Raw genomic sequence first — 12,681 nt, 5'->3', positions numbered from 1 at the left:
GCGCTCACTTGCGCAGGACGTCGCGGTTCACGACGTTGCGCGTCAACGTGCCGTCGAGCGCGGCGACGAGGTTCTCGGCGGCGTTCAACGCCATTGCGTGACGCGTCTCGTGGGTCGCCGAACCGATGTGCGGCAGCGCCACCACGTTGGGCATCGACAGCAGCGGCGAATCGGCGGAGAGCGGCTCGGTTTCGAACACGTCGAGTCCCGCGCCGTGGATTGTGCCGGCCCGCAGCGCCTCGATCAGCGCGGCTTCGTCGACGGTCGCGCCGCGTGAAGCGTTGATGAGGATCGCGCTCTTCTTCATCGCGCGCAGTTCGGCCGCGCCAATCAGATGTTGCGTCTCCGGAGTGAGCGGCACCTGGAGGCACACGAAATCGGAAGTCGCCAGCAGCTCGGACAGTTCGACACGGCGTGCGCCGTAAGCCTCTTCGGCTTGCGGGTTCGGGTTGCGGTTGGTGTACAGCACCGGCATGTTGAAGCCGAGCGCCGCGCGGCGCGCCACGGCGCCGCCTATCCGTCCGAGGCCGACGATGCCGAGCGTCTTGCCTTGAACCTCGACGCCGTATTGCGCGGGTCCGACACCCGTCTTCCATTGGCCGGCCTTCACCCAGTCGGCAAGCTCGACGACCCGGCGAGCGGTCGCCAGAATCAACGAGAACACCGTGTCTGCAGTCGATTCGGTCAATGCATCCGGCGTGTGTGCGAGCACGATACCGCGTTGCGTGAGATCGGCGACATCGAAAGCATCGAATCCAACCGAGATGGTCGACAGCGCCTTGAGCTTCGTCGCGCCTTCGATCATGGCCGGCGTGATCTTCACGCTGGCACCGATCGCGCCGTCCGCGTCCTTGAGCGCTGCGACGAACGCATCATGCTGCGCGCCATCGACCTGCACGACCTCGACATGTTGGCGCAGATACGCGAGTACGTCGTCGGGCAACGGCTTGTAGGCAATGATCTTCTTCATCAGCTTATTTTCCTTGCAATGGATTGGCGACGAGTTTGGGAGAGGCAGACGGTTGTGGCTTCACCGTCAATGTCAAAATGGTTGCGGCGACGAGCGCCGCACTCATGAATGCATACGATGCCGCGGGCGTACCGGTCGCACCGTTCAGATAACCGACCACGTACGAGCCGACGAACGACCCTAGCGCCCCCATGCCGTTGATCAGCGCCATCGCGCCGCCGGCGACATTCTTCGGCAGCAGTTCCGGCACGATCGCGAAGAACGGTCCATACGGCGCATACATGGCTGCGCCGGCGACGACCAGCAAAGCATACGAGATCCAGAAGTGCGTCGAGCCGATCGCGTACGAGGTCGCGAACGCCACCGCGCCGATTAACAGAAACGGCCATACGAACTGCTTGCGACGGCCCAGTTTATCCGATGCCCACGATGCAGCGAGCATGGCGATGGTCGCCGCGAGATAGGGAAGCGCCGTCAGCCAGCCGGTTTCCACCATACCGAGCGTCGAACCGTTTTTCAGAATGGACGGCAGCCACAGCACGAAACCGTACACGCCGATGCTCCAGCAGAAATACTGTGTGGATAGCTTGATCACTGCGGACGAGCGGAACGCTTCGCCATAGTTGCGCACCGGTTTGATCGCGGCCTGTTCGGCGCGCAGGGTCTCGGCAAGCTCGTCCTTTTGCTGCTGCGTGAGCCACGACACCTGAGCCGGCTTGTCCTCGACGATAAACCACCAGCACACGGCCCAGACGATGGCCGGCGCGCCTTCCGCGATGAACATCGGGCGCCAGCCGAACGAATGCACCAGATAGCCGGACACGACCGACATCCACAGCACCGTCACCGGATTGCCGAGAATCAGGAAGGTGTTGGCCCGCGAGCGCTCGCGTTTGGTGAACCAGTTGCTGATAAAAATCAGCATGGCCGGCATCACCGCCGCTTCGACTACGCCCAGCAGGAAGCGGATCGCCATCAGCGAGGGGATATTACTGACGATCCCGGTCAAGGCTGCGCAAGTGCCCCACAGGATCAGGCTCCAGAACACCAGCTTTTTGACGCTGCGGCGCTCCGCGTAGATCGCGCCGGGGACCTGGAAGAAGAAGTAGCCGAGGAAGAACAGCGCGCCGATCAGCGACGCCAGGCCCTTGCTGATGCCGAGATCCTGGTTGATCCCGGCGGCGGACGCGAAGCCGAAATTCGCGCGGTCGAGATAGGCAAGGCTGTACGTGATGAACACGATCGGCATGATCGTCCACCAGCGGCGAAGCGCAAGCGATGAGGTCATGGATGTCTCCCGTCCCATGCAACATGGTTGCAACCTTAACCCGTTTGGATGGATGTGCCGTGCGCGTGAAACAGCGTCTCCGGGCATCTTGTTGTTGTGTGCTACATGTCTTAAAGCTTGTACAGGTTCCAGATCAAAGCCAGTCAAGCAGACGGCGCGATTCAGACGTTGTCCAGCAAGGCGGCGCCGGGTGTCGTGGCATCGGCCTGTTCGAGCAGGTCGAGCTCGGCGCGGGTCGGCAAGCCTTCGGAATCGCCAATCACCTGAATCGCCAGCGCCCCGATCCGGTTGCCGCGCGCCACGGCTTCCGGCAACGGCCGCCCTTCAAGCAAGGCGCTGATCACGCCGACCGCAAAACCATCGCCCGCGCCGACCGTGTCGATCACCTTGGCGACCGGTTGCGCCTCGACCACGCCGGACTCGTCCGCCGTGCGGAAGTACGCGCCACGCGCCCCGAGCTTGATGATGACGCCGCGCGCACCCCGCTCCAGATAGAAGCGCGCGATGTCTTCCGGCTTCGAATAGCCGGTAAGGATCTCACCTTCGCCGATGCCAGGCAGCACCCAGTCCGCAAGTTCAGCCAACGCGTTCAAGCCCTCGACCATCGCCGCGCGCGACGCCCAGAGCGTCGGCCGCAGGTTCGGATCGAAGGAGATCGTCTTGCCTGCAGCACGCATTTCTCGCGCCAGCAACAACGCCAGTTCGCGCGACGATTCGGAAATCGCCGGTGCGACGCCCGTCAGATGCAGATGACGCGCCGGCAGCACGTAGAACGGAGCATAGTCGTCCGGAGACAGATGACTGGCCGCCGAGCCCTTGCGAAAGTATTCGATAGCCGGGTCGCTGCCGTCGTCGCTTTTCGACTTGAGCTGAAAGCCGGTGGGATAGCGATCGTCCGTGACGACGCGTTGCTGGTCGACGCCTTCGCGGTGCAAGGTGTCGCGCACGTACTGACCGAACGAATCGTTGCCGACCCGGCTCATCCAGCCCACCTTGAAGCCGAGTCGAGCGAGACCGATCGCCACGTTCAGATCGGCCCCGGCGATCCGTTTGGTGAACTGGCCGACTCCGGCGAGCGGACCCGTTTCAGCAGCGACGAAGAGCGCCATGGCTTCGCCGTAGGTGATGACATCAAGCGTCGGATTCATGCGGTTTCCTAAGAAAGCCGGGACGCCGCGATGACTATTGCAACTATCGCAAAATCATCGGAGTTGCCCTGCTTTGTCCCGATTTCCTGGAAATGGAACCGGTTCCATCCAATTATACCGAAAAAGCATCCGTTGACACGTATTCAATCCGCATCGTCCGAGGTGAGTGCCAGAAAGCGCTCGACCACGCGTGACGGCGCGCTCGCATGGGGAATCAGAATGGAAAAATGCCGCGTCAGCGGTTCCGGGCTGAGCGAGAACAGGCACAGCGCGCCACCCTCATGACGCATCGACATCGCCGAGACGAAGCCGATCCCCATGCCCGCGCGCACCGCCTCCTTCACGCCCTCGACACCGGCAATCTCCAGCGCGACGCGCATCGGCACCCCCGCGCGGGCAAACGCCCGCTCGACGATCTGGCGCACGCCGGAGCCGGCCTCGCGCAGCACAAGAGAATGCGCTCCCAGTGCCGCTAACTCTATCCGACCGGCCGCGGCGCCCCTGTCTCCAGCTACGCCCGCGGCTGCCGTTGCGGTTCCCGCGCCCGCAGCCAATGCAAGCGGATGCGTCCGCGGCATGATCGCCACAATCTCATCCTGCCGCCACGCATGCACGGCGGTGTCCGGCGGCAAATCGGCACCCACCGGCCCTTCGACCATTGCGATATCGAGCGAGGCCAGCGCACCGACGATCTCAGCGGTATTGCCGTCCGTGGTATGCAGCGTCACGTCCGGATAGCGCCGGTGAAACGCCGCGATCAGATACGGCAGCAGATAGCTGGCCGGCGTCGTGCTCGCGCCGACCCGCAATGTGCCGCTCTCCATGCCGCGCAATGCGTCGCGATAGGCATGCGCTTGCCGCCAGGTGTCGCGCAGGCGTGTCGCATAACTGGCGAGCTGCTCGCCGGCCGGCGTCAGGCGCACGCCACGGCCGTCGCGCTGATACAGCGGTTCGCCGAACTCATCCTGCAATTGACGCAGTTGCCCCGACACCGCGGGCTGCGACAGATGCAAAGCCACCGCGGCTCGACTGATGTTGCGATGCTCGGCGACGGCGGCGAAAGTTATAAGCTGATCGGGGGTCATGGCGCTTAAATATCAGTTCACCAGATAGTTTACGTCATAAATGACGATTTTTCATATCGATATATTCAAACTAGGATTAGCTCGTCCAAGCCAAACGCCCCGAAGGCGAAAATCATGTCTACCGCTCATATTCAGGCCGCTCCCGGCCAGGCGATCTCCACCACCCGCGGACAGCTCAACGGCGTCCTGTTCGTCGCCCTCTTCGCCGCTGCCGTGACCCGGCTTGCCGCGCTGCCCGCCATCGCCGGACTTGGTCTGAGTCCGTTGATCGTCGGTATCGTCGCCGGTGCGCTGTACGGCAACACCATGCGCGACGGCATGCCGGCGAGCTGGGCGGCCGGCGTCAACTTCTCGGCGCGCAAACTGTTGCGCATCGCTGTCGCCTTCTTCGGCCTGCGCGTGAGCCTGCAGGAAATTGCCCAGGTCGGTTTGCCGGGACTGGCGGAATCGGTGCTGATCGTGGTGAGTACGCTGGTCATCGGCACATGGGCCGGCATGAAGCTGATGAAGCTCGACCGCGACACGGCCTTGCTCACCGCCGCCGGCAGCGCCATCTGCGGTGCGGCCGCCGTGCTGGCCTTCGAATCGACGCTGCAGTCGAAGCCGCACAAGAGCGCCATGGCAGTCGGCAGCGTGGTGCTGTTCGGCACCCTGTCGATGTTCCTCTACCCGATCCTGTTCAAGGCCGGCTGGCTGCATCTGGATACCGTCGGCGCGGGGCTGTTCTTCGGCGGCACGATTCATGAGGTGGCACAGGTGGTGGGCGCGGCCAGTAACGTCAGCCCCGAGGCCACGCATATCGCGACCATCGTCAAGATGACGCGCGTGATGCTGCTGGTGCCGGTGCTGCTCGCGATCGGCATGTGGATCAACCGTCCGGGCCGTGCCGGTGCCAGTGCTGCTAGTGCCGCTGGCGGTGCGCAGTCCGGCGCCCAGCACGCCCCGCGCAAGCTGGCGATTCCCTGGTTCGCGCTTGGCTTCCTCGGCTTCGTGGTGCTGAACTCGCTGCACGTGTTGCCCGAAGCCGCCACCCAGACGCTCAACACGCTCGATACGTTCGCGCTGACCATGGCGATGACGGCACTCGGCATCGAAACCCGCATCTCGCAGATCCGCGAGGCCGGTCCGCGAGCGCTGACGACCGGACTGATCCTGTATGTATGGCTGATCGTCGGAGGCCTCGGCATTACCTGGGCCGTCCAGCGTCTGTTTGGTTGATGCGGCTGGCAACGCCACTCGTACCTTGCAGCCAGCCCCGCCGCGTGCGGGGCTTTGCGCATTTCTGCGCACAACGCGGCGCGCTCACACGGCATACTGACTGCCTGAACAGCCGAATGAGGATCGATCGATGAGCTATGAACTCTACTATTGGGATGGCTTGCAGGGTCGCGGAGAATTCGTGCGGCTCGCGCTGGAGGAGGCAGGCGCGGATTACATCGAAGTGGCTCGCGGCGAGGAAGCCGAAGGGCTCGGCACGGCCAGGATGCTGGAGGTGATGAGCAGCAAGCGCGAGGGGCATCCGCCGTTTGCGCCGCCGTTCCTGAAAGACGGCACTCTGCTGATCTCGCAGACCGCCAATATTCTGTTCTACCTCGGCCCGAAGCTCGGTCTGGCGCCTGCCGACGAAGGCCTGCGCTACGTCGCAAACGGCTTGCAACTGACGATCGCCGACGTGGTGACTGAAGTTCACGACACCCATCATCCGCTCGCGAGCGAGCTCTACTACGAAGACCAGAAAGACGCCGCCAAAATCCGCGCCCACGATTTCATCGACAACCGGATTCCGAAGTTCATGCACTACTTCGAGCGCGTGATCCTGCAAAACACGCAGAGCGATGCGCACCTGGTGGGCAACAAGCTAACCTACGTCGATCTGTCGATGTTCCAGTTGATCGACGGGCTGCACTACGCGTTCCCGCGTGCCATGAAGCGTTTCGGCGTGCACTATCCGTTGCTCGCCGGGCTGCACGATGCGGTGGCCGCGCGTCCAAACATTGCCGCCTATCTCGCTTCGGAACGGCGTCTGGCCTACAACGAATCAGGCATCTTCCGACACTACCCGGAACTCGACAAGGCCGCCCGGTGAAAATGCTGACGGCGCGGAGGATGCATCTCGTACAACGGCGCAAGCGCGCATTGCGCCCAGCCAAAACCGTCCTCTCGAACGTCTCCCACGACCGTCGCGCAGTGCTATTCTTGCGCGCGGTTTCCCCCCTTTCTCCCTCTATCCTGCTGCCGTCGTGCTTTCATTCCTGCTGAGGCTGCGCACCCGCGCGCAAGACATGTTCCGGCTGTCGGACGCCCATACGATGCTGGTCTGGTCGGTGGTAGTGGGTGTCGCGGGCGCGTTTGCGACGATCGCCTTCCGCGAGGCGATTTCGCTGCTGCAACTGGGCTTCGTCGGCCACTCGGGCAGCTTCGTCCAGATGGCGCGCAGCCTGCCGCTGACCGTGCGCATCTTGCTGCCCGCCGCGGGCGGCCTCATCGCCGGCTTCCTGCTGTTGATCGCACGCCGTCACGCCGACAAGAACGTCCACACCGACTATATGGAAGCCGTGGCGATCGGCGACGGCATCGTGCCGGTACGACTGAGCTTCTGGCGCAGCGTGTCGTCGCTGTTCACCATCTCCAGCGGCGGCTCGATCGGCCGCGAGGGTCCGATGGTGCAACTGGCGGCGCTCAGTGCATCGCTGATCGGCCGCTGGGTGCATTTCGACCCGCCGCGCCTGCGCCTGCTAGTGGCCTGCGGCGCTGCAGCGGGTATCACGTCCGCGTACAGTGCGCCGATTGCGGGCGCCTTCTTCGTGACCGAAATCGTGCTTGGCTCGATGGCGATGGAAAGCTTCGGGCCCGTCGTGGTCGCGGCCGTGGTCGCCAACATCACGATGCGCGAGTTCACCAGCTACCGGCCCCCCTACGAGATGCCGGCGTTTCCGCCGGTGGCGGGCCTCGAAGTGCTGCTGTTCGTCGCGCTCGGCGTGCTCTGTGGCGCCGCGGCACCGCAGTTTTTGCGCATGCTCGACATCTCCAAGGCAGGCTTTCGCAAGTTGCCCTTGCCGCTGCCGGTGAGGCTGGCGCTGGGTGGCCTGATCGTCGGTGTTCTGTCAGTGTGGTCGCCCGAGGTCTGGGGCAATGGCTATAGCGTCGTCAACTCGATCCTTCATTCACCGTGGACCTGGACGGCGCTCGTCTTCGTGCTGGTGTTCAAGCTGATCGCCACCGCCGCCACTGCCGGCTCGGGTGCAGTGGGCGGCGTGTTCACGCCGACGCTCTTCGTGGGCGCGGTGGTCGGTTCGCTGTTCGGCCTCGGCATGCATGCGCTGTGGCCGAACGGCACGTCGGCGCCCTACGCCTACACCATGGTCGGCATGGGCGCGTTCCTCGCCGGCGCCACGCAGGCACCGTTGATGGCAATCCTGATGATCTTCGAAATGACGCTCAGCTATCAGGTCGTGCTGCCGCTGATGCTGTCGTGCGTGGTCGCCTATTTCGTGGCGCGCGCGATCGGCAAAACCTCGATGTATGAGATCACGCTCGTGCGCAACCGTGAAGAGCAGGAACGGGTGCGGTTGCGCGCCACGCAGATGCGCGAGCTGATCCGCCCCGCGGAGACGGTGGTGACGCCCGCAGCGACCGTCCAGGAAATGACGCGGGTGTTCCTGGAATATCCCGTGAAGTATCTTTATGTCGCCGATGACGCCGGCGCGTTCCTCGGCGTCGTCGCATTGAAGGACATTACGTCTGACCTGCTCGAGAAGCGCGATACCTCGTCCAAAAGCGCTTCGGACTATCTGCAGACGCACTTCGACGTGCTCACGCCCGATATGCCGCTCGGCGTCGCGTTGCAGCACTTCATGGCCTTTCAGGGCGAGCGTCTGCCGGTGATCGAGAGCGTCGCGCATCCCAAGCTGGCCGGGGTGGTCTACAAGACCTCGCTGCTCGATGCCTATTTCCGCATGAATCCCACGCGCTGAGCGGTTGCGATGCCGGTTCTCTAGACCGCTGCCGCCTGAGCATCCCGCCCTGCCGACCAGCGAACGGTTGAACGTTATACCCCGCCCTGCCTCGACGCCGCATGGCAAAGCGCGGCATACGCTCTACAATAAAAACCAGTAGCACGCCGCCTCGCGCGGCGCGGTTGAAACGCCGCGACGGACGCCCCCGGGTTCCGCGCGGCTTCGACCCGGAGTCAGCATGAGCGATCCCTCCATCGATGCGGTGCGCCGCGATCAGGCCGGCTGGATCTTCTTGCATATCGAAGGCGAGCCGTACGACCGCGGCGAGCAGCACGGCCAGTTGCTCGCCACGGAAATCCGCAACGCAATCGGCACCGCGCGCTACCTCGCGAAATGGGATACCGGCGAAGAGTTCGATACTTTCGTCAACGCGGCCGTGGCCCAGTTCAGCCCCAAACTCGACAGCGAATTCACCGACGAGATCCAGGGCATCGCCGACGGCGCCAGGCTGCCGTTCTCCGAGGTCCTCGCATGGAACGGCTACATGGACCTGCTGCAAAGCTGGTGGCCGAGCCACGTGGCAGCCCAGCAGCCGCGACTCGGCGTCAAGCCGTGGCGCGGCAGGCGCGGCCACCATTGCAGCGCCTTCATCGCCACCGGAAACGCCACGCGCGACGGACGCATCGTCATGGCGCACAACTCATGGGACCGCTACGCCGCGGGCGACGCCTTCAATGTGATCTTCGACATCGTGCCGGAATCCGGTCATCGCATCCTGATGCAAGGACTGCCCGGTTGCATCTCGAGTCTCACCGACTTCTGGATCAGCGCCGCCGGGCTGATGGTGACCGAAACCACCATCTCCGACTTCGTTGGCTATAACCCGGCCGGCGCGCCGGAGTTCTACCGCTCACGGCGTGCTACGCAGTATGCGAACAGTATCGGCGAGTGGTGCGAGATGTTCGCCGTGGCCAACAACGGCGGCTATGCGAATAGCTGGCTGCTCGGGGATGTCAAAACGGGCGAGATCGCCCGCTATGAACTGGGGTTGCACTACTCCGGCTTCGAAAGCACGCGGAACGGTTTCTATAGCGGCTACAACACTGCGACCGACCTGAAGATACGCAATCAGGAATGCGTCGGCGAAGGCGAGGATTACACGGACGTGCGCAAGAACGGCGCGCGGCGGTTGCGCTTCATGCAGCTGGAGGAACTGCATCGCGGCAAGATCGATGTCGAACTGGCCCGGCAAATGATTGCCGACCATCACGACGTGTATCTGAACCGGCCTGACAACCCGTGCTCGCGCACCATCTGCGGGCACCTGGAACTGGACGACGCGCGCTTCGGCGGCTCCGAGCTGGGGCCGTTCAACCCTTGGGGCGCCAATGACGGCAAAGTGGCGGACAGCGAGATGGCCCGCGACATGGCCTTCGAGGCGCGCTGGGGCCATCCCTGCGGTCAGCCGTTCGATGCGCAGGCGTTCATGAAACGCCATCCGCAGTGGAACTGGCTCAATGGCTACATGCAGGACCGGCCCTCATGGCCTTGGACGCGCTTTGACGTGCTGCGTTAGCCGTCCCGCTGCACAGCCCGCTCCGCGGCGCAAGATTGCGTTTTCTGCCATGATCTGACCCAGACGGCTCCTTTTCGCGGTATTGCGCGGTCTCACGCGGTTTTTGCGGCGGTTGCACGATTTGCCGTCTAAGATGGAAGGAGTGCGGCGCGTCGTAGGCGCGGTCCGCACGCGGCGTGCGCCATTCCTGCCGCCGCGGGAATGGCACAGCGCTTGCTGCAGTCTCTGCGCTGCATGTGGAAAGGAGGTCGGGCGATGAAAACCTCGACACTGATGGCCATGGTGACGCTGTCGGCTTCGTGCTTTGCAGCGCCGGTTCATACGGCGCTCGACAGCACGGCCGGTTCAGCCGTCGCACGCGCTAATGCCGCGCCTGTCGCACCGGCTGCGCCGAACGTCGGCGTCACGGACGCGAACCGTCCGCAGCAGTGGGAACACATCGCGCTGCCGAAATCGCGGCGCCTGGACCGCGGCCTCACGGGCCAGGATCAGCATCTGCAAACATAGTCTACAAGGAGCATGCGCATGTCCGGCTCGGGTATCCCCGGCGAATCGATCGATCTGCAGATTGCAGACGTTCTGCGTGAAGCGAAGTTTCCGGTCAACAAGGACGGCCTCGTCGACCTTGCACGCGAAGCCGGCGCCAGCAATGAATTGCTGTCGATGCTCGACGGCTTGCCGGAGCAGGACTACCCGGACATCGCCTCCATCACCCCGCTGCTGGGCGGTAATTTCGGGCCCGGACTCAGCTCTTGAGCGTATGGGCATGACACCGAAGACGCGCCGCCCGGACGGCGCCGACTGGATCGAGCGCGCGCCTTCGTCCGGTGGCATCGAGCGCATCGAAGCGTTCTTTCATGACGCCGCCTACGGCCTGCACCGTCACGACACCTACGCGATCGGCCGCACGCTAGCCGGCGTGCAAAGCTTCCATTACCGCCGCGGTATGTGCAACAGCGTGCCGGGCATGACGATGGTGCTGCATCCCGACGAAGCGCACGACGGCCAGGCCGGCACCGACGAAGGCTTTCGCTACCGCATGGTCTATGTCGAGCCGGCGCTGTTTCAACAGGTGCTTGGGGGGAAGCCGTTGCCGTTCATCGAAGGCGGACTGTCGGACGATCCGCGCCTGTTCTCGGCCACCGAAGGGCTGCTGCAAGCCATCGACCGCGCCCTTGATCCGCTCGAGCAGGAAGACGCCATTTATGACCTCGCCATGGCGCTCGACGCAGCCTCCGGCGCTACGCAGACAATACGCATTGCCGACTACCGGGCTGCGGAACAGGCTCGTAGGTACCTGCACGAATCGCTCGCGCAAGCCGTCACGCTGGACGAACTCGCTACGGCGAGCGGCAAGGACAAATGGAGCCTGTCGCGCGACTTCCGCGCCCTGTTCGGCACCAGCCCCCACCGCTATCTGACGATGCGTCGTCTCGACCTGGTACGCCGGCTTGCAAGCGAGGGCCGCTCGCTGGCAGATGCCTCCGCTGCCGCCGGCTTCGCCGATCAAAGCCATATGACACGGCACTTCACCAAAACGTGGGGCGTGCCGCCGTCGCGCTGGTTGAAGATGGTGAGTCAGGCAAACACCGCGGGCCACGCGTCTGGCACGGTCTTGCGACGCTAGCGTCGCGCGGGCAGCTGTTCGCATACGCCCGCGCGCTACTCACACGCCACTCATTCGCACCCAAGCCACGCACATTCGTACAAGACGCTGCGGGCCGCAGGCCGTACGCTTACCTGTGCCTCTTTACACCCACAGGAACAAACGATGTCGAACACACCGGCCCCGGCCAGCACGGCCCTCCATGCCCCCTACCGCGCGATCAATTTCGCCGAAAAACTCGCTCTCATTCACGACCAATGGCAACAGCGCGTCGTAGCGGAGATGAACGACTACCAGTTCAAGGTGGTGAAAATCGAAGGCGATTTCGTCTGGCACGAGCACGCGGAGACCGACGAGACCTTTATCGTGCTCGACGGACACTTGCGAATCGATTTCCGCGACGGCGCAGTGCATCTTTCAGCCGGCGAGATGTTTGTCGTGCCGCGCGGCAAGGAGCACAAGCCGTATGCCGAGAAGGAAGTGCAGATGCTGGTGATCGAACCACGCGGCGTCAGGAATACCGGCGGCGAAGAGAGTGAGCGGACCGCGAAGAATGACTTATGGATTTGAGGCCGCGCGCGGCTCGCGGACATAGTAAATGTCCCACTCGTCTTCACCGGTTTTGACAAAACCGTGGCGCTGATAGAAACGGTTCGAGTCGCTGTCGCGCAGCGCGCCCAATCTGACCGGCACGCCCTGGGTATCGGCATCGGCGAGCACAGCTTCGAGCGCGACAGCGCCGACGCCCTTGCCCTGGTGAGCAGGAACGATATACAAATGAGCAAGTTGTAGATGACCGGGCTCCGGCCTGACGAGAACAAAACCTGCCTCGACGCCATCCACGAGAATGAAACGGCACTGCGCGGGTTCGAACGACGCCAGAAACCGTTCACGGGCACGAACCGGATCAAACCGCCCGATGCGCTCGAGACTTTCGCGCATCGCTTCGATGCGGATTTGCACCAGCGTTTCGACGTCGTCGCTGGTTGTGTTGGCAAAGGCGACGTTCAACTCGTCATGCTCCCCGGATAGCGTGCGCGGGCTCACCGCGG

General features: G+C 63.7%; 13 protein-coding genes. 8 read left to right on the top strand and 5 right to left on the bottom strand.

The genetic code is table 11. From position 1 onward, the window contains the following. Positions 1 to 4: 4 nt before the first annotated feature. The 4 genes from BUS06_RS11640 to BUS06_RS11625 all read right to left on the bottom strand — a co-directional run bounded on the left by BUS06_RS11640 (position 5) and on the right by BUS06_RS11625 (position 4,491). Positions 5 to 970 (bottom strand): 2-hydroxyacid dehydrogenase, encoded by a 966-nt coding sequence (locus BUS06_RS11640; RefSeq protein ID WP_074264408.1) that lies wholly within the window; start codon positions 968 to 970, stop codon positions 5 to 7. 4 nt (positions 971 to 974) lie between these two features. Then, entirely contained in the window at positions 975 to 2,258 is a 1,284-nt protein-coding gene (locus tag BUS06_RS11635) for an MFS transporter (protein WP_074264407.1), read from the bottom strand. A gap of 161 nt (positions 2,259 to 2,419) precedes the next feature. Then, entirely contained in the window at positions 2,420 to 3,406 is a 987-nt protein-coding gene (locus BUS06_RS11630) for a sugar kinase (RefSeq protein ID WP_074264406.1), read from the bottom strand. A 143-nt stretch (positions 3,407 to 3,549) separates the two neighbouring features. Beyond that, positions 3,550 to 4,491, bottom strand: coding sequence for a LysR family transcriptional regulator (locus tag BUS06_RS11625; RefSeq protein WP_074264405.1), 942 nt, complete (start codon positions 4,489 to 4,491; stop codon positions 3,550 to 3,552). A 114-nt stretch (positions 4,492 to 4,605) separates the two neighbouring features. Here BUS06_RS11625 and BUS06_RS11620 point away from each other — a divergent pair, with 114 nt between their 5' ends. The 8 genes from BUS06_RS11620 (at position 4,606) to BUS06_RS11585 (ending at position 12,199) form a co-directional block, all read left to right on the top strand. Beyond that, complete coding sequence (locus BUS06_RS11620; protein WP_074264404.1) at positions 4,606 to 5,709, top strand: YeiH family protein; 1,104 nt, start codon at positions 4,606 to 4,608, stop codon at positions 5,707 to 5,709. A 130-nt stretch (positions 5,710 to 5,839) separates the two neighbouring features. Then, positions 5,840 to 6,577, top strand: a complete 738-nt coding sequence (locus tag BUS06_RS11615; protein WP_074264403.1) for a glutathione S-transferase — start codon at positions 5,840 to 5,842, stop codon at positions 6,575 to 6,577. A 154-nt stretch (positions 6,578 to 6,731) separates the two neighbouring features. Then, on the top strand, positions 6,732 to 8,465 hold the full coding sequence (locus tag BUS06_RS11610) for a ClcB-like voltage-gated chloride channel protein (protein ID WP_074264402.1): 1,734 nt from the start codon (positions 6,732 to 6,734) through the stop codon (positions 8,463 to 8,465). A gap of 220 nt (positions 8,466 to 8,685) precedes the next feature. Then, positions 8,686 to 10,023: a C45 family autoproteolytic acyltransferase/hydrolase gene (locus BUS06_RS11605; RefSeq protein ID WP_074264401.1), complete on the top strand. Its 1,338-nt coding sequence runs from the start codon at positions 8,686 to 8,688 to the stop codon at positions 10,021 to 10,023. Between the two features lie 255 nt (positions 10,024 to 10,278). Further along, on the top strand, positions 10,279 to 10,530 hold the full coding sequence (locus BUS06_RS11600) for a hypothetical protein (protein ID WP_074264400.1): 252 nt from the start codon (positions 10,279 to 10,281) through the stop codon (positions 10,528 to 10,530). 18 nt (positions 10,531 to 10,548) lie between these two features. Then, the gene (locus tag BUS06_RS11595) at positions 10,549 to 10,779 is read left to right on the top strand and encodes a DUF2795 domain-containing protein (RefSeq protein ID WP_074264399.1); all 231 of its coding nucleotides are present in this window, start codon (positions 10,549 to 10,551) and stop codon (positions 10,777 to 10,779) included. Positions 10,780 to 10,789: 10 nt separating this feature from the next. Beyond that, positions 10,790 to 11,650 carry an AraC family transcriptional regulator gene (locus tag BUS06_RS11590; protein WP_143787501.1) on the top strand — a complete coding sequence of 287 codons (861 nt, stop codon included), beginning with the start codon at positions 10,790 to 10,792 and terminating at the stop codon, positions 11,648 to 11,650. Between the two features lie 144 nt (positions 11,651 to 11,794). Next, a complete protein-coding gene (locus BUS06_RS11585; protein WP_074264397.1) occupies positions 11,795 to 12,199 on the top strand; it encodes a cupin domain-containing protein in 405 nt (134 codons plus the stop codon). On the opposite strand, the gene BUS06_RS11580 is transcribed toward BUS06_RS11585, so the two are convergent. Next, positions 12,188 to 12,640, bottom strand: coding sequence for a GNAT family N-acetyltransferase (locus BUS06_RS11580; RefSeq protein ID WP_074264396.1), 453 nt, complete (start codon positions 12,638 to 12,640; stop codon positions 12,188 to 12,190). The genes BUS06_RS11585 and BUS06_RS11580 overlap by 12 nt on opposite strands. Positions 12,641 to 12,681: the final 41 nt, after the last annotated feature.

The organism is Paraburkholderia phenazinium (assembly GCF_900141745.1).
In the GTDB taxonomy this organism is placed as follows: Bacteria; Pseudomonadota; Gammaproteobacteria; order Burkholderiales; family Burkholderiaceae; genus Paraburkholderia; species Paraburkholderia phenazinium_B.
The sequence above is the reverse complement of the archived record's forward strand: the minus strand, read 5'-3'. Positions and strand labels throughout refer to the sequence as shown.

Excerpts from the sequence above, each read along its gene's own strand:
- BUS06_RS11595 (WP_074264399.1), top strand. The coding sequence starts at position 10,549 with ATGTCCGGCTCGGGTATCCCCGGCGAATCGATCGATCTGCAGATTGCA.
- BUS06_RS11640 (WP_074264408.1), bottom strand. The coding sequence starts at position 970 with ATGAAGAAGATCATTGCCTACAAGCCGTTGCCCGACGACGTACTCGCG.
- BUS06_RS11625 (WP_074264405.1), bottom strand. The coding sequence starts at position 4,491 with ATGACCCCCGATCAGCTTATAACTTTCGCCGCCGTCGCCGAGCATCGC.
- BUS06_RS11630 (WP_074264406.1), bottom strand. The coding sequence starts at position 3,406 with ATGAATCCGACGCTTGATGTCATCACCTACGGCGAAGCCATGGCGCTC.
- BUS06_RS11620 (WP_074264404.1), top strand. The coding sequence starts at position 4,606 with ATGTCTACCGCTCATATTCAGGCCGCTCCCGGCCAGGCGATCTCCACC.
- BUS06_RS11585 (WP_074264397.1), top strand. The coding sequence starts at position 11,795 with ATGTCGAACACACCGGCCCCGGCCAGCACGGCCCTCCATGCCCCCTAC.
- BUS06_RS11600 (WP_074264400.1), top strand. The coding sequence starts at position 10,279 with ATGAAAACCTCGACACTGATGGCCATGGTGACGCTGTCGGCTTCGTGC.
- BUS06_RS11615 (WP_074264403.1), top strand. The coding sequence starts at position 5,840 with ATGAGCTATGAACTCTACTATTGGGATGGCTTGCAGGGTCGCGGAGAA.
- BUS06_RS11590 (WP_143787501.1), top strand. The coding sequence starts at position 10,790 with ATGACACCGAAGACGCGCCGCCCGGACGGCGCCGACTGGATCGAGCGC.
- BUS06_RS11605 (WP_074264401.1), top strand. The coding sequence starts at position 8,686 with ATGAGCGATCCCTCCATCGATGCGGTGCGCCGCGATCAGGCCGGCTGG.
- BUS06_RS11635 (WP_074264407.1), bottom strand. The coding sequence starts at position 2,258 with ATGACCTCATCGCTTGCGCTTCGCCGCTGGTGGACGATCATGCCGATC.